The organism is Methanothermobacter sp. THM-1 (assembly GCF_009914355.1).
GTDB classification, from domain to species: Archaea; Methanobacteriota; Methanobacteria; order Methanobacteriales; family Methanothermobacteraceae; genus Methanothermobacter; species Methanothermobacter wolfei.
In genome coordinates, this window is the sequence record NZ_CP044013.1 from 1,183,406 (window position 1) to 1,203,504 (window position 20,099).

General features: G+C 39.8%; 19 protein-coding genes. 8 read left to right on the forward strand and 11 right to left on the reverse strand.

The features are described from left to right. Positions 1–332 precede the first annotated feature (332 nt). A complete protein-coding gene (locus tag FZP57_RS06155) occupies positions 333–725 on the forward strand; it encodes a hypothetical protein (protein WP_191216070.1) in 393 nt (130 codons plus the stop codon). A 19-nt stretch (positions 726–744) separates the two neighbouring features. Here the strand turns inward: FZP57_RS06155 and FZP57_RS06160 are convergent, their stop codons facing one another. Further along, on the reverse strand, positions 745–1,209 hold the full coding sequence (locus FZP57_RS06160; protein ID WP_191216071.1) for a hypothetical protein: 465 nt from the start codon (positions 1,207–1,209) through the stop codon (positions 745–747). 117 nt (positions 1,210–1,326) lie between these two features. Here FZP57_RS06160 and FZP57_RS06165 point away from each other — a divergent pair, with 117 nt between their 5' ends. From FZP57_RS06165 to FZP57_RS06180, 4 genes are all read left to right on the forward strand, one after another. Continuing rightward, a complete protein-coding gene (locus tag FZP57_RS06165; RefSeq protein WP_191216072.1) occupies positions 1,327–4,953 on the forward strand; it encodes an Eco57I restriction-modification methylase domain-containing protein in 3,627 nt (1,208 codons plus the stop codon). After that, on the forward strand, positions 4,947–8,141 hold the full coding sequence (locus FZP57_RS06170) for a helicase-related protein (protein WP_191216073.1): 3,195 nt from the start codon (positions 4,947–4,949) through the stop codon (positions 8,139–8,141). Before FZP57_RS06165 ends, FZP57_RS06170 begins: the two co-directional genes overlap by 7 nt. A 14-nt stretch (positions 8,142–8,155) precedes the next feature. Then, entirely contained in the window at positions 8,156–8,569 is a 414-nt protein-coding gene (locus FZP57_RS06175; protein WP_191216074.1) for a DUF365 domain-containing protein, read from the forward strand. Positions 8,570–8,736: 167 nt separating this feature from the next. Beyond that, a complete protein-coding gene (locus tag FZP57_RS06180) occupies positions 8,737–9,720 on the forward strand; it encodes a restriction endonuclease (RefSeq protein WP_238338019.1) in 984 nt (327 codons plus the stop codon). Between the two features lie 104 nt (positions 9,721–9,824). Here FZP57_RS06180 and FZP57_RS06185 read toward each other — a convergent pair whose 3' ends face one another. Both FZP57_RS06185 and FZP57_RS06190 read right to left on the reverse strand, forming a co-directional pair. Continuing rightward, positions 9,825–11,324, reverse strand: a complete 1,500-nt coding sequence (locus FZP57_RS06185) for a DUF11 domain-containing protein (protein WP_191216076.1) — start codon at positions 11,322–11,324, stop codon at positions 9,825–9,827. 240 nt (positions 11,325–11,564) lie between these two features. Beyond that, on the reverse strand, positions 11,565–11,810 hold the full coding sequence (locus tag FZP57_RS06190) for a hypothetical protein (RefSeq protein WP_191216077.1): 246 nt from the start codon (positions 11,808–11,810) through the stop codon (positions 11,565–11,567). Positions 11,811–11,826: 16 nt separating this feature from the next. On the opposite strand from FZP57_RS06190, the gene FZP57_RS06195 reads away from it, so the two are divergent. Then, a complete protein-coding gene (locus FZP57_RS06195; protein WP_191216078.1) occupies positions 11,827–13,314 on the forward strand; it encodes a sensor histidine kinase in 1,488 nt (495 codons plus the stop codon). Positions 13,315–13,331: 17 nt separating this feature from the next. On the opposite strand, the gene FZP57_RS06200 is transcribed toward FZP57_RS06195, so the two are convergent. The 3 genes from FZP57_RS06200 to FZP57_RS06210 all read right to left on the reverse strand — a co-directional run bounded on the left by FZP57_RS06200 (position 13,332) and on the right by FZP57_RS06210 (position 15,006). Beyond that, entirely contained in the window at positions 13,332–13,556 is a 225-nt protein-coding gene (locus tag FZP57_RS06200; RefSeq protein WP_191216079.1) for a hypothetical protein, read from the reverse strand. A gap of 32 nt (positions 13,557–13,588) precedes the next feature. Beyond that, complete coding sequence (locus FZP57_RS06205) at positions 13,589–14,311, reverse strand: metal-dependent hydrolase (RefSeq protein ID WP_191216080.1); 723 nt, start codon at positions 14,309–14,311, stop codon at positions 13,589–13,591. Between the two features lie 110 nt (positions 14,312–14,421). Beyond that, a complete protein-coding gene (locus FZP57_RS06210) occupies positions 14,422–15,006 on the reverse strand; it encodes a hypothetical protein (protein ID WP_191216081.1) in 585 nt (194 codons plus the stop codon). A gap of 431 nt (positions 15,007–15,437) precedes the next feature. Here FZP57_RS06210 and FZP57_RS06215 point away from each other — a divergent pair, with 431 nt between their 5' ends. After that, entirely contained in the window at positions 15,438–15,761 is a 324-nt protein-coding gene (locus tag FZP57_RS06215) for a hypothetical protein (RefSeq protein ID WP_191216082.1), read from the forward strand. Here the strand turns inward: FZP57_RS06215 and FZP57_RS06220 are convergent. Both FZP57_RS06220 and FZP57_RS06225 read right to left on the reverse strand, forming a co-directional pair. Then, positions 15,736–15,993, reverse strand: a complete 258-nt coding sequence (locus FZP57_RS06220) for a hypothetical protein (RefSeq protein ID WP_191216083.1) — start codon at positions 15,991–15,993, stop codon at positions 15,736–15,738. The genes FZP57_RS06215 and FZP57_RS06220 overlap by 26 nt on opposite strands. After that, positions 15,994–16,401 carry a hypothetical protein gene (locus FZP57_RS06225; RefSeq protein ID WP_147670837.1) on the reverse strand — a complete coding sequence of 136 codons (408 nt, stop codon included), beginning with the start codon at positions 16,399–16,401 and terminating at the stop codon, positions 15,994–15,996. It abuts the gene before it with no gap. A gap of 712 nt (positions 16,402–17,113) precedes the next feature. On the opposite strand from FZP57_RS06225, the gene FZP57_RS09615 reads away from it, so the two are divergent. Next, complete coding sequence (locus FZP57_RS09615; protein ID WP_255477753.1) at positions 17,114–17,248, forward strand: hypothetical protein; 135 nt, start codon at positions 17,114–17,116, stop codon at positions 17,246–17,248. Between the two features lie 13 nt (positions 17,249–17,261). Here the strand turns inward: FZP57_RS09615 and FZP57_RS06230 are convergent, their stop codons facing one another. The 3 genes from FZP57_RS06230 to FZP57_RS06240 form a co-directional block, all read right to left on the reverse strand. Further along, the gene (locus tag FZP57_RS06230; protein ID WP_191216084.1) at positions 17,262–17,423 is read right to left on the reverse strand and encodes a hypothetical protein; all 162 of its coding nucleotides are present in this window, start codon (positions 17,421–17,423) and stop codon (positions 17,262–17,264) included. 60 nt (positions 17,424–17,483) lie between these two features. Next, positions 17,484–19,325 (reverse strand): ATP-binding protein, encoded by a 1,842-nt coding sequence (locus FZP57_RS06235; RefSeq protein ID WP_191216085.1) that lies wholly within the window; start codon positions 19,323–19,325, stop codon positions 17,484–17,486. A 154-nt stretch (positions 19,326–19,479) separates the two neighbouring features. Then, the gene (locus FZP57_RS06240) at positions 19,480–19,914 is read right to left on the reverse strand and encodes a hypothetical protein (RefSeq protein WP_191216086.1); all 435 of its coding nucleotides are present in this window, start codon (positions 19,912–19,914) and stop codon (positions 19,480–19,482) included. Positions 19,915–20,099: the final 185 nt, after the last annotated feature.

A 20,099-nucleotide genomic window follows, 5' to 3' on the forward strand; every position in this document is an offset into this window, starting at 1 on the left:
ACTAAGTTTTTTTGTATAATAAACTAATAACTCTGTTAAATGATAATATTTTTATTATGTAATTTCAATTAAATTATCAAAAGATTTAAATATATATGTAATATACAAATAATAAATACATAGATATAAGTGGTGATATAATGAATACCAATAAAATGGACAATGAAAGGGGTTATGAGAACAAGACAGTTAAAATTTCGGAATTAAAAAAATTAAGTTTAGAATCGGAAGAATTTGAAAGGAACATAAATGAAATATTGAAATATCTCCCAGCATTAACTAGGAATCTCCTAAAAACTCTACTTGAAATTAACAAACTACGATTTGATGTCTTGAAAAACATTTTAGAGACAAATGCCAAGGAATCCATGGAAACACTGCCTCAGATGATCAAAGACATGAATGAATTACAACGACAATCCATGGAAACACTGCCTCAGATGATCAAAGACATGAATGAATTACAACGACAATCCATGGAAACACTGCCTCAGATGATCAAAGACATGAATGAATTACAACGACAATCCATGGAAACACTGCCTCAGATGATCAAAGACATGAATGAATTACAACGACAATCCATGGAAACACTGCCTCAGATGATCAAAGACATGAATGAATTACAACGACAATCCATGGAAACACTGCCTCAGATGATCAAAGACATGAATGAATTACAACGACAATCCATTAGAATTCTACAAAATCTAAATAAATTGTAGAACGAAGAAAAAGGGGTAATTAAAGATCTTTAGGAGGTCTTCCACGATATTTCCTAGCGTCCTCTCTGACTCTTTCCTGGTCCTCTTCCGACCAGAGATAGATCTTCACATAGTCAGTCCCCATGAAGACAACATGTCCACACTCGTACTCCCTATAACGCTTTTCATACATTATCCCATCCTTCTCGTACCAGGGCACATCATAACTACATGAAAAAGGAGCTCCACAGTAAGGACACTTCGTCTGATCCCAGTGCTCTGACTTTGATTTCACCGTTTTATTATCAGATGATGGGACTTCCTTTTTCGTATTATTATAAATTACAGGCTCTTTCTGTGGGTCAGCCCAAGTGTTGAGCAGCATACCTGCCATAAAGGACACCAAACCGATCAAAACAAAACAAACAACAATGAGGATCTTTGTTATTTTATCCATCATTATCCCTGCCTCAATTGAACTACTTACATAAATTAGTGTCTTCAATGGCCCAGAACCCTATTTCAATGATGTTATTATACTCTTCGTGTAAGTTAATTCCAAAGAATATATTAATTTACTCGATAAATAAATTATATTCACATTTCACAGTGGGGTCAGAGGATGAGTACTGAATTTAAGAAACAAATAAAAGACCATATATCCACCATTGAATCAGCGAAAGGAATTTACGAATTATTCAGATTACTCAACTATCCTGAGGAATATCTATTCGACGAGACATACACGAGAAAAAAACAGGAATTCCAATTCAGATCTGAGGACATCGAGCGCATAATCCAGATATATCAGGTAATGTCAATTGAAGGCGAAATACCCGTATTTTTAATTGAAACAAAAACACTATCTCAATCCTTTATAAGAAACGTCACCGAAAAATTCGATAGAAATTACAGGCGATTCCTTTTAATTTTCGCAGAACCTGACAAGCACTACTCTGACATTTTATTTGTTCTCCCTGCCCGAGAAAAGGTAGAAGGAAGATATAAACTGAAATTAACAAGGCTGAACATTAACAAGGAGGAGATTATCGAAAGAAACGAACACTACACAGTCATCCACATACTTTCAAAGATCCAGTACGAAAATGAAGACTTTCGTCAACTCTGGAAAAAATGGATAAAATCATTCAGTGTAGAAAAGGTAACAGAAGAATTCTTCGAGGACTATCAGGAAATTTTCTTTGACCTCAGAGAGAAGATAAAAAAACAGCAAATCCCACAAAAAGAAGCTCATGAATTCACACTTCAGCTACTCAACAGGATAATGTTCACATACTTTATAGCAAAGAAAAAGTGGCTCAAGTACTCCAACTTCATGAAGTGGTACTGGGATGAGTATAAAAGAAATGGTAAATTTGGTTCAAATGAGTTCTATGAAAAATGGCTCAAAGAACTCTTCTTCAAAGCATTCAATAACAGACAAGACGAAATAGTGGACTTACCTGAGAATGTTAAAGAGGTCCTCTTAGGATTTCCCTACCTTAATGGGGGCTTATTTACAGAAAATGACAATGATAAACTCAATATAAAAATATCTGACGATACCTTCAAGAAAATATTCGAATTCTTTGAAAAATACAACTTCACAATAAAAGAAGACGCCCCATTCAACGTGGAAGTCGCTGTAGACCCCCAGATGATCGGTTACGTTTACGAATCCCTCTCAAACGTTGCAGAGGAAATCTACGACAGAAATGATATGGGAATATTCTACACACCACGTGTTGAAGTTGACTTCATGTGCCGCAGGTCACTTGTGGAATATCTATCAAAGAAACTGCCAGACGTACCAAAAGAACAATTCTATCACCTCCTATTCGACCTCCCAGAGGAAAAATACAAATGTGAAAAATACTTCACCAGAGAGAACCTGTGGTATGACCTTAGAGACGCTCTTGATGAACTCTCTGTGGTTGACCCTGCATGTGGATCAGGAGCATTCCTTGTTGGAATGTTAGGCGTCCTCGATGAACTCTACAAAATAATTTACAAGCACACCAACGACGAAATGACAGATTTTGAGAGAAAATTCCGAATAATACAGCACTCTTTATATGGTGTGGACGTGATGCCCTGGGCCATCCACGCTGCAGAACTTAGATTATGGTTACAGCTTATAATAGAAACTGAAATAAATTCTGAAGAGCTTAAAAAATCACCCTTACTTCCCAATCTTGACCTGAACCTTAGAATAGGAGACTCTATAGTCCAAGAAATTGGCGGAGTTAACATAAACCTCAAGACAAGACGTCTAAGCAAAAAAATAAGAAAAAGGCTTGGAGATCTTAAGGAACAGAAAAGGTTGTACTATGAGAACTCAAGATCCGCGAGATTAAAAAGGTCTGAGGACTTTAAAAATGCAGAAATTAATATATTTGAGGAAATAATCAATCATCAGATTCAAGAAATGAAAAGAAAATTAAAATTTAAGACTAAAGAGTCAAAATCGAAACAAATCACATTAGAAGGGGAAATCAAAGAAGAGGTTCATAAATTAACAAAAAGAGAAATCAAAGTTATTGAAAATGAAATAAAAAGACTTGAAAGGGTAAAAGAGGTAATTCATGAACCCGGAAAAAAGCCATTTATATGGGAGATAGATTTTGCGGAAATATTTGGTGAAAATGGTGGCTTTGACATTGTTATTGGTAACCCACCCTATGTAAGACAAGAGGATATAGCACCTCCTGGAAAATTAAAAGCAGAACTTAAAGCGGAAGATAAGAGAAATTATAAGAACGCTCTTATTAACGCAATAACAGAAAGATTTCCATCCGTTAAAATTGACCGTAAAAGTGATTATTATATTTATTTCTATTTCCTAGGCTTTAATCTTCTAAATGAAAAGGGTACTTTGTGTTTTATCACATCAAATTCTTGGCTAGATGTTAATTATGGAAACAGTTTACGTCATTTCATTTCCAATCATGTTCCAATCATAGGTTTCTATGATAATCCCAAAAAAACATTTTCGCATGCTGATGTTAATACTGTTATATCTCTATTCCATGCACCATTTACTACTTATTTCTCAAACAAAACAAAAAGAGAACTTAAAAATAACGTTACTAGATTTGTAATGTTCAAAAAGCCATTTGAGTCCGCCATTAATGCAAATAATTTAATTTGCATAGAAAAAACAAAACCTGCATTTAGTAATGAGATTAAAGAGATAGTCAAAAACGTCCAGATTAAAGAAGATTATCGAGTTTTTCCTATTCTACAAGAATATTTGAAAGCAGAAGATAAATGGAATAGCAAATTCCTGATTGCTCCAGATATCGTTTTTCTAATCTTGAAAAAAGGTTCAAAAGATTTAATTCAATTAAAATTTATTGCAGAAGTAATTTATGGTACAAAAACGGGTGCAAATGAATTCTTTTTTTTACCGAATAAAACTTTTGATTTGAAGGAATGTGAAGATACCTATATTCTAATTCCCAAAAATGAAACTTTCAAAAAATCTTTTATAATTGATAAAACTTATCTGAAAGACGTTTTAAGAGGACCAAGAGATTCAAAAAAGATCCTATTGGACTCAAATTCGTTAAAACATAAACTCTTTTTGTGTAATATCAATAAGGATCACATGGACAAATCCATAAAAGACTATGTAGAATGGGGGGAACAAAAAGGCTTTCACAAAAATGTTTCTTGTTCCAAAAGAAAAAGATGGTGGGCTTTACCTGTTATTAAAGGTAAAATATTTTGGAGTAGAGCTCACCACAATTCTCATAGAATTTATTATTCAACAAAAGATGTGCATGCTTCGGATAACTTTTCCATTTTAAAACCAAAAGACATAGACGCATGGCTATTGGCAACAATTTTAAACTCAACTTTTGTTTGGTTGATGAAAGAAACATTTGGCAGAAGAAACTTAGGACAGGGTGCCCTTGGCACTCTGGGTGTTGATATAGAAAATCTTTTCATTTTAAATCCAAACTCGTTAAAAGATGAACAAATAAAAAAGCTAAAAATATGCTCAGAAAAATTATTCAGGAGAAAAATTGGTTCCATATTTGAAGAATCCGGATTAGATCCATCGAAAACAATTAGAGAACAAAAGCCAAACATTTTACCAGATCGATTGGAAATCGATAAGATAATTTTTGATGTGCTGGGACTCAATAAAAAGGAAAGAAATGAAGTTTACTGGGCTGTTGCTAATCTTGTTAAAAAAAGAATAGAAAAATCAAATAGCAAAAAAAAGAAATTTAAATGTTAGTTGATGATACCATGTGGCAACCAATAATAGATAACACTAAAAACAACACCCTAAAAGGATTCCTTAACCATGCACTTCGGAACTATAGCTCAAACCTAGATATCGCATCAGCGTTCTTTAACATAGAGTCATTTGGGATGGTTAAGGAAAACATAAAGGGTGTCAAAAGGTTCAGGCTGCTACTTGGAAAGGCCCCTGAAATCGAAACAAAATCGACACTGGGCGAAATACTCCTCAAAATGATTAAAGATGAGGTAGAAAGCTTTGACCTCTCCAAAGAAACTGATGTCCTGGTAAAGGACTTCATAGAATTCCTTAAAAGTGACAAGGTTGAGGTTAGAATCTTCAAAGGGTTCCTGCATGGAAAAGCATACATCTTTGAAGACTGCGTCGTGATGGGTTCCTCTAATTTCACTGCAGGAGGGCTAACCAGAGAAGGAGAACTTAACACCTGGCTCCAGAAACCACACGCCGACTACATACGTCAGCACTGGTTTGAAAAGTTCTGGGAACAGAGCGAAGATTTTAAAGAGGAACTCATAGAGATCCTTGAGAACTCCCGATTTGGAAGTAAAGAATACTCTCCATATGAAATATATATCAAGACATTATTTGAATTCCAGAAAGAAGAAATCCTCCAGGACGAAATAGAAAGAGAAGATACTCAAATAAACCTTGCAGAGTTCCAGGAGGACGCTGTCAGGAGAATAATGACGCGTCTTAGAAAGTATGGTGGAGTGATCGTCGCAGACTCCGTTGGTCTGGGTAAAACCTACATTGCACTTAAAGTCATAGAAAATTTCCACCTTGAAAACAGGAAAAACAGGACCCTCATAGTCTGCCCTGCACAGATAAGGGAACTCGTATGGAAAAAGGAACTCAAGGATAAGGTACTGCCAGAATACATAGTATCTCAGGAGGAAATCGCATCAGACGATTACATGAGAAGAGTGAAACGGGCAGTTGGCTCCAAACTTGATGAAATCGAACTGGTGGTTGTCGATGAAAGTCACAACTTCAGAAACCCCCTATCAAAAAGATGGGAGCACCTCTTTGAATTAATTAACGAACACATAGCCTCAAAGGGAAAAAGGCCCAAAATACTATTTTTAACAGCAACCCCAATAAACAACAGCCCATGGGACCTGTACTGGCAACTAATGCTAATGTTTGGAATGAACGATTCCGCATTCCTCAAAGAAAACATTCCCAGTTTAACTGAGTTCTTCAGAAAGGTCGAAAAGAATCCATCCCTCCTAAATGACCTCCTCAACGAAATATCCATAAGAAGAACAAGAGATTACATCATCAAAAACTATCCTGATGCATACATTGGTGATGATCCGGAGAAAAAAATTAAGTTTCCTCAGAGAATCCTTGAGAACATTGACTATGAACTCGAAAAGACATACAAGGGGATGTATTCTGAGATATCAAACATAATAGCAAATGAGTTAACCATGGCCTACTACAGGATGCTGGAATACCGTAAAAAGACCAGGGAGGCCGAGGAGGAATTTGAACTTGGCCGAATGATATCCATTGGAGGAATATTCCAGACAATACTCCTCAAAAGACTCGAAAGCAGCGTTGAAGCATTCAGAATAAGTATCAGAAGACAATTAGAATTCCTGGAGACCCTAAAGGGAGCCCTAGAATCAGGGAAATTCATTTCAAAATCAGTATTCTCCAAAATAATAGCAAGAAACAAATTCAACACTTTAAGCGCCGAAGATATAGAAGAGTTCCTTGAAAGTTTAGAAAACGGCGAAGTGGAACTTGAAGATTTCAACAAAGAAGAATATAGATACGATGAACTAATTGAGGACATAAATAAGGACATCGAATTATTCAAAAAAATCCTTGATAAGACAGATAAGATAAAGCCAGAGGAAGACGCCAAACTCACCAGACTCAAAGAAAAGCTACTTAAATTATCAAAAGATGGGCAGGTAGTCCTATTCGCCTACTATGCAGACACTCTAGATTACCTTTTCCAGGAAATCAAAAAAGATGAGAGATTCAGTAAAATCCGTATAGAGGCCATCTCCAGTTCAGGGGCCACCGCAAAATCAACAAACCAGAGACAGGAGATCGTGGAGAAATTCATCAATGGTGAAATAGACATCCTTCTCAGCACAGATGTCCTATCAGAGGGCCAGAACTTGCAGACTGCAAAGTACATCATAAACTATGACCTCCACTGGAACCCCACAAGGATGATCCAGAGAGCAGGAAGAATCGACAGGATAGGATCACCACACGAGAGGATATACATATACAACTTCTTCCCTGAAAAAGAACTGGAGGAACTCCTGAACCTCCTACTCACTCTTCAAAATAAAATCAGAGATATAAACGAATCCCTTGGCCTTGACGGAAGCATCCTTGGCGAGGAAATCAGTCCTAAAGTATTCGGCGTCATAAGATCAATCAGAGATAAGGACGAAGGGGTTCTATCCGAACTTGAAAATGAACCTTTCGCAGGCGGAGAAAAGTTTTATCAACCATTAAAGGATTTCATCCGCAAAAACGCAATAGACAAGATAGAAAAAATCCCCTACGGAGTTCATAGTGGACTGAGGAGAGGCAATTTAAGGGGAATATTCTTCTATTACAAATACGCTGAAGACTTCCATTACTGGTACCTCTATGATATCGAAAACGATGAAATAAAAACACATAAAACAGAGATTCTCGATTTCATAAGCTGTGACTCATCTGAACCACGCCACATACCTGAGTTCTTTGACAAAATTTATGAAATCAACGATAAGGTAATCAAAAGAATAGAAAAAGATTACAAGAACATATACCTTCAGGAAAAGGAAGAAGGTACAACCTTCCGTGAAATAATAAACTCACCAGCCAATAAGTTCATCAAAGACATGCTTGACACTCTCCACTTCGAAATAGAGGAGCATCTTGATGAGTTCCCTGGTGATGTAGAACTAGAAGAAAAGTTTCATGAAATAGAAAGTAATCTTCCCCGGATCAAATTAACTAAAAAGAGACTTCAGAAACTTCGGAGAATATGGAGAGAATACCGGAAGCACCTTGTCTGGAAGAAAATGCTCGATGAGGTCCATAAATTTGTTAAATCAAAATACGTTGAATACTCCACTCAAGAGATGGAGGAGTTCGATAAATCTAAATTAAAACTCATAACAATTGATTTTATCTCATAGGGGGAGAAAAAAACATGGAAAAGAAAATAATGGGTGTTTCACATCCAGTACCAACGGAATATGCCAGAAGGATCTATGATGAAGGCAAGGACGTCTTTGTGGGCAAATCCTACCTGGGGAGGGTTTCACCTGGAGACAAATTCATAATATACGAGTCCCATGGTGCTAAGGCATACACAGGCTGGGCAGACATCAAATCCATAGGAAAACAAAAGACAGCCGATATTCTAAAAAAATACGGCGACAGGTTAATTGTAACAGAGGAGGAGTTCAGGGAGTACTCAAAAGGCCGTAGAGAGATGAACGTTATCGAATTTGAAAATTTTGAAAAGTTCAAGAATCCCGTGAAACCAAAAAGATTCGTCACGGTGGCAGGAAAATACATCGACGAAGAAGAATTCAAAATGATAGAAGGAAATAAGGATTGATAGGAAAATAATTGATTTAAGTTATAGTATAAAAAATGCGGAGTTTATTACCCTTATCCAGTGAAATAAAAAGTTTAAGTAGTATTAATAGGGCCATAGGCTCTATAAATAGCAAAAAATAAATTAATTTTTGAGGGGGTGTTTTTTTGAGTTTATGGTTGGTTCGTGTGGGTAAAAACGGGGAAAAAGAAGATCTATTTTTCAATAATGATGTGGTAGAGTTAGGATGGCGTGCAATGCCTGATATGTCTAAGATTAAAACAAAGGGAGAGTTGAAAGAACTATTTATGAAGGTTTACCCTGGCACAAGTAAAAACTCTGCCGCCAATCAGATAGGTCAGATCTGGACGTTCATAAAAAGAATGAAAAATGGGGACCTTGTGGTATCACCATGTAAATCACGTGCTTCCATTGCTGTGGGTAAAATAAAAGGTCCATATGAATATAACAAAGATTTAGAAGAATTTCCTATTCACATACGTAGGGTTGAATGGTTAAACACTGATATACCTAGAAACGCTTTTGCTCAAGACTTATTATACTCTATGGGAGCTTACATGTCAGTTTGCCAGATAAAAAGGAACAACGCTGAAGAAAGGGTAAAAAAAGTACTCAGAGATGGTCAGGATACATGCATAGATGATTTGACCCAGGAGTCTAGCCCAGAAAATGTAGATATTGAAACTTTAGCCAAAGATCAGATAGTAGACTACGTAAATAGGAAATACAGGGGGCACGAATTATCCCGTCTTGTGGAAGCTGTTTTACAGGCCCAAGGTTATGTTACAGAAAATGCAAAGCCTGGTCCTGATGGTGGAGTGGACATATTGGCAGGAAAAGAACCTATGGGTTTTGGAGAGCCACGTATATGTGTCCAGGTAAAATCATCCGAAAGTCCAGCGGATGTAAAAGTTCTGAGAGGTTTGCAGGGGGTAATGGCTAATTTTGGGGCTGAAAGAGGATTATTAGTATCATGGGGTGGATTCACAAGAGATACGATTAAAGAAGCCAGACTGAACTTCTTTAACATAAGACTCTGGGATTCAGATGACCTCATAAGGGCCATTCTGAAAAACTATGATAACTTATCCGATAGTCTCCAAGCAGAGCTACCCTTAAAGAGAATATGGGCCCTTGTAATAGAGGATTAGTTCCAATCATATCTAAAGCCTGGCATAGAGGGAAGTAACGGCTTAGAGACTTGTAACTATGTTTGATCTAATTGAAAAAAGAAAATATTCAAAAATTATGAAATTCATGTCAATGTGGATCCGTTTTCATCGAAGTACAAAGTGTTAATTCTGACAACCGGTGCTTTCTGCCTTCCTTTGACTCCTGAAACACTGACTCTGCTTGTTTTAATATCTGTGGTGTTGTAGGTGTTCTCATAGGATACTGTCCTTGGCCTGTAATTGGTGTTGTAGGTGTACTGCTTGAAGAGTGCAGTGGTGCCGAGGTGGAAGTATCCAAGGCTGAGGTCCCTGTTGAGTCCCTTCTTCAGGTAGAAGTTGTAGGTCTTCCTGGTGAGTTTGCCGTGGTCATTGATGTTCACATATAAGAGCACCCTGATGGTCACCGCAGAGTTATTCTTTATTCTCACCTTGAGGGCCTTCTTTGGTATCGCTGCAGACATCAGGACTGTATCGTCGTTGTTCACGGGGTTGCTGTCGTCGATTGCAGGTGAAACCGCAGTGGCGTTCACTGTGAAGTTACCCGCTGATACAACCCTTGCGGTTATATTGAGGAGCGCTGCTTCACTGTCTGCAAGGTCACCGATGACCCAGACCCCGTTACTGTAAGTGCCCCTATCCACCTGCACATTCTGGACCTGCAGGTTAGCAGGTAGCTGCAGGTTGACCCTGGCGTTCTGTGCGGCCTCAGGACCATTGTTCTTAACACGGCAGACCACATTAACCACGTCACCCTGATAGACCCTCGGTTTACTCACAGAAAGGTCAAGGTCCAGGTCAGTTCCCTTAACAGCGACTGATGCGCGGGCCATGTTGTTGTAGACATTCACATCACCCTCATCCACCTCACGCACTGAAACATAGTCAGAGAGATCACCTGTCCTGTTAACAGGGCACACAACTGTGAGGGTGGCCTCCTCACCGGCATCAAGGGTCTCAAGGATCCACTCCCTTGCCACATCATCAAAGTAACCTGTAGTGTAACTGTAACTCTGAATTGCAAGGCCGCCTGAGAAGAAGTTGGCAATGTTGATGTTATTCGCGGCGTGGGGGCCCCTGTTCTTGAGTTTCACATTGAATGTGACCGTATCCCCAAGCCTGGCACTCTGTTTACTGCTGGTCACATTGAGTTCAAGATCCGCAATCCCCCTGACCCTGAACTTCAACTGGGCATTGTTGTTGGAAGGGTTCTCATCACCATCCGCAGTCACGTTGGCGGTCACCGTCACGTTCCCAGTCCTGTTGAGGAGGCACACAAGTGTCAGGGACCTCTCCTCATATGCAGGAATATCACCTATCTCCCAGGTACCTGTCTCGAGGTCATAGTAGCCCTGACCTGTGTAGTAGTCCTGGAGGACCAGGCCCTCAGGAACCTTAACAGTTGCAACGGCGTTCTGAACGTTCTGATTGCCTGCCTTTGCTATGACCTTAACCCTAAGGGTCGAGTTATACACTGGCTTCGTGTTGTTCTTATCGAGTTCAACACCCACATCTGCTGCAGCCGATGAACCTGCCAGTATAAAGACTACAAGGAGAGCTGCAAGCAGAAGTGTTCCATTACGCATGCAATTTCCACCTCCTGAGATTTATTCACAGTAGATAACTGCAGGAGGCTTTAAAACATGCCTTTGGGTACAAAGTGTCTTATGTAACCATACAGATCAACAGATTCATAAGTTACATAAGAATATTAAAAATCGAGCATTGCTCTCTAATAAATCTAATATCAAGAATTTTCAGGTATTATAATCTGAAACAGGGAAATATCATGTTAATACTTTTAAATCTTCCATTTAGAGATTATTTCAAAAAATATTTATGAAATCAGGGTTTATAAGTGAAATGGTGATTAAAATGCCGCTAAAAGGTATAAACTTAAAATCTCTTGATGGGAAACTAACGCTCTCAATGAGCATTTTTGTCCTGATATTATCGATGCTTTCATTGATTTTATGGTTAACAGGACCATCGAGTCTGGTTGAAATAAGACACTTCTTGGATACAAATCCAGTGGTATTCACGAGTTTCATCTTTCTGGCTATCTCAATCATCACAGTGAGGACCTCAATGAAGATAACATCTCTAATCCTCGCAGTTCTCCTGATACTGCTGCAGATGAGTGGAAACTGTAAATGCATGCAGGGACTCCTCAACCTCCACTTGCCAGCAGCCTGCACCATCACCTCAACAATAATCGCAGCCTACGCAATAGCCGTAGTGCTGTTCACCATAAGATACTATTCTGCAGCCCAGATCATCAGCTACACTGCAGGCACAGTGGCATATGCATCATTCCTCTCAAACATCACAGGCATATCAGAGACATTACCACAGTTCAGAGTATGCATAACATCCTCTGCAATGATGGTATTTGTGGCAGTAGGACTGCTCAGCACCCACCCATCAAAGGGGGTCGTCGAACCAATATACTCCCATAACATAGGAGGTTACACGGGGAGAATGCTCATCCCAATCATCATAGGCGCCGTAACCATCACATCATTCATAATAATCAGCAGCAAGAGATACCTCCCCTTCTCCGCAGAGGTTTTCATCGCAGCACTGAACCTTGCACTCATAATCATAATAATAACCTTCACAGCCTACAGACTCAACAGAGTAGATGCAGAAAGAATAAAAAACCAGAAGAGGATGGAGAGGACCTGGAAATTCTTCAGGAAAGTCGTGGAAAACCTTGAAGAAGCAATCGCAGTCCTTGACAAAAATGGAGAACCCCTGCACATAAACACTGCAATGAAAAACCTCAAAGTGGATCTAAAGAAACTCTGGAAGGAAAACCTGAAAAACAAAAACCTGCCACAGCCAATCCACACATTCAAAATAGATGAGAGATACTTCACAGGATGGGCCATACCCCTCGACGAGGGAGGCATCATCTCACTAATGGACGTCACAAGACTCATAGAAATACAGGAGGACCTCAGGGCAAACATAACTGAAAAAGAGGCCATTCTCAGGGAACTCCATCACCGCGTCAAGAACAACCTCCAGATAATAACGAGCCTCATAAACATACAGTTACATGATGCAGATGAAAAGGCACGGGAAGCCCTGCTGGCAATCCTCACCAGAGTAAAGGCCATGGCCATAATCCAGGAGTCCATTTACAGCGCTGAAACCTATACCATGGTCAATATGAGGTCATGCGTATCTAGACTAACAGAACACCTGAGGTCACTGTTCAACGCACACAACATAAATTTCCATATCAACACAGACCTGAAACTCAACCTGGAAACGGCCATGCCCCTCTGCCTCATAATAAACGAACTCGTAACAAACTCCATCAAACACGCATTTCCAGAAAACAAGGGAAGTGTTCACATTGAAGTAAAGGAAAAGGATTCAGAATACCACTTAAGAGTGGCAGATGATGGAGTAGGACTCACAGATAAGGAAGAAGGGACAGGTCTCAGCCTTGTAAAGAGCCTTGCACAGCAATTAGAAGGTGAATTAAGGATACTCACAAAAGAGGATAGGGGTACCGAGGTCATAATACCCTTCAGGGAACTGGAATACAAAAAAAGAAGATGAAATACAATATAAATTGTTTATATCCACATCAACTCCCTTTTTGCCCTGTTAATCAGGTTCCCATTTTCATCCTCATACTCCTCGATTATCCTCCTGATGGCCATCCTTGAGATATCGCTTCTGGACCTCCCCTCAATGAAGCTCAGAATATGAAGCTTGCAGGCAGTATGGAGGTCCAGGTAGACCCTCTGGAGGAATATCTTCTTCCCGTGATCATATTCAAGCTTGGATATGAATTTCACCAAATCATCAATATCAGATCCTGTCAGAACTATCACCCCGTCCCGTTTTCTCCTGTACCTGCAGACTGAGTCGTATTGTTTGATGCGTTATTCAATGGCCTGTTTCCAGACCTCACCAGTGCTGCAGGTCTCACCAGCCTCGCTCTGTAATGACCTCGCGATGGATTCACTGAATCAATCACGTCGATAAAGACGCTGCCGTTGGGAAAAGAATGGAACCACATGTCCTTCTGGGGGTTACTGATACTCACATGAAAACCAGGGTACGTTGAATTCACATAGGCGCCTTCCCTGCCTGCCCATGCAGAGATGGCTGAGATTGATGTGCCCTGCGCTGCAATTACCAGAACCGCGAGGAGAGCAAAGAGTACTCCAGCTGCAAGGATCCTCTTCTCCCTTGCCCTGGCATCATTGTACCTCCACCTGACACTGAACCTTATCCTGCTAAAGGGCATCAGAAGGGGACAGCCCACAGGTGTCAGACAGTCAAGGAGGATATGGGACATTATACCCGCTGTGAGGGCCGCCCCAACTGTAATATCATAGAAGAAGTAGATGATGGCGCAGGGGATTAGGAGGAAAATGTTGTGCAGCTGCCTCTTGTGAGTCTCATAAAACGCCCTTTCTGCAATATCAGGGAGTATACTTGATACGATTACCATAACAAAGAAGCGTGGCGTGAGGTCTGATCCAACTATGTAGCCAATTATAGCGCCGAGAACCACGGCGAATATGGCGTGCGTATGCCATCTCACGTTATCCCTGCCATGTAGAGCCAGAGGAAGTACCATCCACAAAACAGACAGAAGATGACCGCAGGGCCCAGTAAAAGGAGATATGCAAAATCATTCAATGGATGTCCTCCTCAGTCTTTTATCCAGAGCATCGTCCTGCCAATTAACAACGCAAACCAGAGCGATCCAAGGATCACATAGGCCTGAGGTCCTGTAAAAGTCATTGAGATCTTGAAGTAGGCAATCGCTGCAAGTATGGATATCAGGGCAATAACGGCGAGAGTTATATCCACCATCTCATCCTCAGGGTCCCTGATAACAACCAGTTTCTTCAGGAGCCTCTTGTGGTGATTCTTCGTCCCGCCCCTGATGCTGCAGAAGATCTGCAGATTTTCCAGGATATCCAGGAAGATCCTGACGGTGCTATTTGACATCTGCTGCAGGTCATTGAAAACTATGAGCACATCCCTGTTCTTTGCCTTCTTTTTTATCTCGTTAACAATCTCATTGGTCGTGTATTTCTTGTATATGGTGTTCCTCGATGCCGTGGAGAGCTCCGATAGTATCTCCGCTGCAACCTCCTTCGCAGGATTTATATTCCTGAGGTATATTTTCTCATGGCATGTTTCCAGGTCCAGGTATTCCTCGATATCCTTATGGTGCACTGCAACACTTTCACCATCATTCAATGCATCCAGAATCTTGTTTTCAACCATGTTCCACCTCCTGTAATGATACTATTAACTAATCAAGTATTAATATTTTATGAGCAATCTCATTAAAATTATTATTTATGAGGGGTGTTTAATGGTGGTGATGGCCATGACACACAGCAACACCCCCACACTAAAAAAGCCTTAAAAAACAGGTTCCTAATAATCCAGTGGTGCATTTTGACCTATTGAGAAGACTACAGGTAAAATTCCATCGACAGGTAAAAAGGATATTCTCACTATCTTTCTACCTAATGTCAATTCAGGGCGGATACTAATATAATAATAATTTTTTACATGTAACCTCAAAGCAGGAACCGACTATTTTGATAATAATCCTGATGCAGTGGGGGTCATGGTCAGCCACCGATTCTTATGTAACCATGAACAAGATTTATATGTAAAAAGTTACATAAGAAAGTATGGTGATGGTGATGATAAAGACATTCACCGCGATAGTAGACAGACAGAAAGACGTTGAAACCCTGCAGGAGATGAAAGACTACATAGATGCAAGAATCAGGGCCCTGGAAAGACAGTCCTCTGAGGTCAAAGACGAGTCCTCAGGTAAGAGCAGGGGAGTCGTTGCCTCAGTAACCTACAGGCTTGAAAAGGTACGCTGCGGGAAAAAGGGCTGTAAGAAATGTCCACACGGTCCCTACTGGTACGCCTACTGGAAAGAAAACGGAAAAACAAAATCAAAATACATAGGGAAAACGCTGAAACCAGTGGCTAGGACACCGAAAGCTCCTCAATAACCTCTTTTTGCATTGAAACAAATGAGAAGCCATCCCTGTCAACATCCAGGAGTTCATCCTCAGTGAAGAGGTACCTGGCCTCATCAGGCATCAGATACAGAACTGCAAGGTACTCATCAAACCACTCCATATACACAGGCTCATCAGGGACAAAGAAATAGTAATTACCTGTGATCCTATCCATGAAGAGCCTGCCGCGAACCATCCTTGAACCTGACACTCCAATCACCACCTACATCAACCTCTGCTGGAGTTCCTCTGAAATCAGCCTGTGCAGGTAGAAACCCCTGTGCCTGCAGGACTCCACGTCCAGGACAAAGGAGGACCCGTCATCCCTGAGGGCCGTGAGGGGTACAAAGAACCAGTGCCTCACCTCAGGTATCAGAGTCGTGACAAAGGGCCTCGCCCTGAACCTGGTTGCAAGTCTCCTCAGCTTCCAGATGTAAGCCTTGGGGAGTTCAAAGACCTCCATGTATGGCAGGAGGACCATGAACAGAAAAACAGTTTCACCATCACCTGCAAGCATGAGGTGCATTTCACGCTCCCTGATACTCAGAACATCAAAATTCTCCTGCATGAGGGACCTCTTGAGGTCATTCTGGCGATTCAAGAACGCCTCACTGTTGACATACTCACTCAATTCCAGACCTCCACAAGGTTTAATGCCGTGGACAGGCCCACAGCGGTGGAGGCACCCTGAGGGGGGGGAGATTCGGCTGGAGAGGGACACAATCTGAATTTCATAATTAATTGCATGTGGGACCTGTCCACCGACACTTTCATATTAAACTGAATAAAAAAAGTAATAAAAATTTATGGGTACAGAAACAGCAGGTAAACCTGTGAATCTCATTTAAGCCATCCATAAATATGGGATTGTTGAAGGGGGTTGGTGGGGGTGGGCGGGTGGGGTGTACAAGTTAGATCCAGCGCCCATAAAAACTGGCCCCACTCCAGGACCCCCCATATGTCTGATATACAGGATGTGTATATCATGATATACATGGGGTGTATATAACTCTCCGAGGGTACCCCCCAGTCGGGGCTGATATCGATATACAGATATTGTAATACATCATCCGATATACATGGTGTGTATATCGGGGGGTGTGGGGGTGATATACGCTGAAGGTATGCCTGTAGGGCCGTCCTGATATACATATACACGATATATATATCAGGGTTTTCTCCAGGAGACCTTCGCTGGGTTATATACAGTATGTGTATATCATGATATACAATGAGAGTATATAAATACTAAAAATGATTATTTTATTATTAAATTAATTATAAGATCAGGAGGTGTTAATCTGGATAATTCCTGGAGACGGTTCTCTAATAAAAAAGTGCAGATGATCATAGAACTACCTGAGAGATTGCTGAGGGACCTCAGATTCATGGCCCTCCTGAAGGGCATGGATGAGGAAGAACTCCTGCAGGAAATCATAACAGACAAAATCAGTGACATTAAAGGCAAAAACAACTAGATTCGAGTCCCAATTACTCTTTTTCCAGGTGATCAAGAATTATCTTCCGAATGTAGTTACTCATCGTGCTCCTCGGCGGGACCCTCCTCTTCAGGGCCTCAACCTCATCAGGGTAAAGCCTCACAACAACGGGTTTTGTGTTCTTAAAACCGCCACCAGGTCTGCTGCCAGCCAAAATAACACCTCTCACTTTATTTATCCACAAATAAGAAGTAATCAAGTGTATTATATCACATTATCTTCTACATCTTTCCATCATATCCCTTATTTTCAAAAACCATCCTTCGATTTCATTCCATGTTCCCATTCTCGTGAGATGATCTTTTCTAATCTCTTTACAGCATTGGTTGCAAATTTTATTCTTTATAGCTTTCTTCTCCATATTTACGCCTTTACTAATCAGCAGTTCTGGAATATCCTCACCCCAATCATCACTAGGATCGAGCTCAATTCCAAAACACTCCTCGATTACATCCTTTGGGACATAATTTTCTATCTCGCGTAGTTCTGTAAGAGTTCCATAAGATCCATCTCCCCTTTGATTGACTTTCTCAATAGCCTCAAGATACTGATTTTCATTGTCGCTACCTCTATCACTATCATATAAATGAAATTCAAGAGCATTTGTATTTTCTAGAACGCGACTGACAATCCAATCTTTGAGACGAGATCCATTCATTGGCATAATCGTTAGAGTTCCAGCTTCCATCTCTTTTTCCAAGTCTATAATACTTTTTAGTTCTTCAATATTTTGATTAATATTCAAAAGGAAGTCCTTGTCAGTTGGGCCTTCAACACATACAACAACTTTGCCTATATCTGGAAGAAGACCCATTGTTTTTATAATCTTAGTTCCTACATCTTCATTAAAATCGTAAACCTTGGATCCCTCAGAATCTCTTTCGACATATTTTATACACTCTATTTCAAAGATGCGCATCATATTGGGGCTGTGAGTGGTTAAAAAAAACTGATACTTTTCTCTTTCTGCTAACTCTATAAGAGCCTTTACAAGTCTTTTCTGCCATTTTGGATGCAAAGAAGATTCAGGTTCCTCTATTGCATAAATTACATTTACTTCATTATCTACCTCTTCCTTTATTCTTGCAATGAGAGAGCTCAAAAGAACAAGCCTTCTGAAACCACTACCCCTTTTATTCATAGGTATATCGTCTTCTGTGTTAAATCCGATGTTTTTATATACACAATCCCATCTCAAATCCTCTGTAGACGGTATAGACGGAGTGATTTCTGTTTCATTTTTAGTCAGTAACCTAAACATCTCAATTGTGTTCTCCGCAAATGCTCTGATTTCATTGTCAATCTCCTCTGAAACTTCATTTAATCTGTTTAAGACATCCTCTCTATAGAATATTTCTTTTATCCTACTTTTAAGAGGATCTTGTAGCTCAGAATCTCTGTCCAGATTTTCCCTGTCTACTGCAAACAAATTAAAAACAGGCATGTGCATTTTTAATTTATCCCAGACCTTTTTCAAATCTGTCCCGTCAATAGGGATATACACCTCTTTGAAAATTAATCGACCATCTCTTTTTGAAAAATAATCTCTTATAGCCTTCCTCATTTCAGCAGCTTTCCTTCTATCAGATACTACCAGTCCATGTTCATCAATAAAATCCCTGAGTTCACCTATCTTTTTTGTTATTAGGGCACATAGAAACTCATCATTGCATGGATGATAACATTTTATCTGTGTAGATGAAAGGTTTCCATTTTTAAATCTTTTCCAAATTTCCAATTTTCCATCCTTATTAAGCAAGTATTCCTCCTTTAGGGATGTTTCATTCGTTTCATCTATAATAATAGGATCGGGAAATTCCTCAAATTGAACACCTATGGCAAATTCATTAATGCCCTCGCTTACAGCATCCTTATTCAAATCATCTTTCGTCGCTTTAATACTTCCTTTACCATCATAGAAAAACACATCCAGACCTTCAAGAATTGAAGACTTGCCCTGGTCATTTTTACCCATAAAAACATTAAGATCACTTATATTGACGTTAGAGTTCCTAAAAGACCTGAAATTTTCAAACGAAATCTTTGAAATTTTCAATAATAGCACTCTCCCCCTATTTCTGAGAATACTTGTATTGGTCGAATTATTAAATTTTGTGATTGATATTGTTAAAAGAGGATACTGACTAGTCAAATAGGAACCATATACCCTATGAAAAAATTATTGAGACACTACACAAAAAGAATAAAGGTTAAATGTTCATTCTCAGGAGCTCCTCGAGTTCAAGTTTGGTTATACCACACTTCATGGCATGGAAACCAATAGTGTCATTACCTGTGAACTCATTGATCTCCATAGGATCACAGTCAAAAACCTCAGCTATGCTCCTAATGGACCTGATTGATTCCAGGATCTTCTCATCAACCTCAAAATCAGCAGAGTACCTGGACTCAAGAAATTTGAGGTACTCCCGCTTCTCCTCAATCTTCCTCTGAGTTTTCTTAAGGACATCCTCAAGTTCACCGATCTCATCCTTCAGAAGCTCAATCTCAACAAGTAGCCTTGTGGTCTCGCTGCTGATCTTACTGGCAAAGTAGTCGATGGCATCCCCATAGCTGTAATTACTGTTCTTTATGATCACCCTGGACTGAGGCTTGCACCTGGCAGAGACCAGAACCTTCTGCATATACGTAATCACTCCCTCAGAAGTGTTTCAGCATCATCCAGGAGTTTAACCAGCCTCTCAAATGCATCAATGGCCTCCAGTATCTCCCTGATATCATCTTCACCAACATTATTCATAACAACACCTCCAAAATTATTACAATAATTGTATTAAAATAACACTATATAAATATTACTAAAAGTAGC

Excerpts from the sequence above, each read along its gene's own strand:
- FZP57_RS06190 (WP_191216077.1), bottom strand. The coding sequence starts at position 11,810 with ATGATTGAGATAGCCAGAAAGATGAAACTCGTGAATACCACTGGATTT.
- FZP57_RS06170 (WP_191216073.1), top strand. The coding sequence starts at position 4,947 with ATGTTAGTTGATGATACCATGTGGCAACCAATAATAGATAACACTAAA.
- FZP57_RS06215 (WP_191216082.1), top strand. The coding sequence starts at position 15,438 with ATGATAAAGACATTCACCGCGATAGTAGACAGACAGAAAGACGTTGAA.
- FZP57_RS06175 (WP_191216074.1), top strand. The coding sequence starts at position 8,156 with ATGGAAAAGAAAATAATGGGTGTTTCACATCCAGTACCAACGGAATAT.
- FZP57_RS06195 (WP_191216078.1), top strand. The coding sequence starts at position 11,827 with ATGAAGATAACATCTCTAATCCTCGCAGTTCTCCTGATACTGCTGCAG.
- FZP57_RS06210 (WP_191216081.1), bottom strand. The coding sequence starts at position 15,006 with ATGGTTGAAAACAAGATTCTGGATGCATTGAATGATGGTGAAAGTGTT.
- FZP57_RS09615 (WP_255477753.1), top strand. The coding sequence starts at position 17,114 with ATGATCATAGAACTACCTGAGAGATTGCTGAGGGACCTCAGATTCATG.
- FZP57_RS06165 (WP_191216072.1), top strand. The coding sequence starts at position 1,327 with ATGAGTACTGAATTTAAGAAACAAATAAAAGACCATATATCCACCATT.
- FZP57_RS06240 (WP_191216086.1), bottom strand. The coding sequence starts at position 19,914 with ATGCAGAAGGTTCTGGTCTCTGCCAGGTGCAAGCCTCAGTCCAGGGTG.
- FZP57_RS06185 (WP_191216076.1), bottom strand. The coding sequence starts at position 11,324 with ATGCGTAATGGAACACTTCTGCTTGCAGCTCTCCTTGTAGTCTTTATA.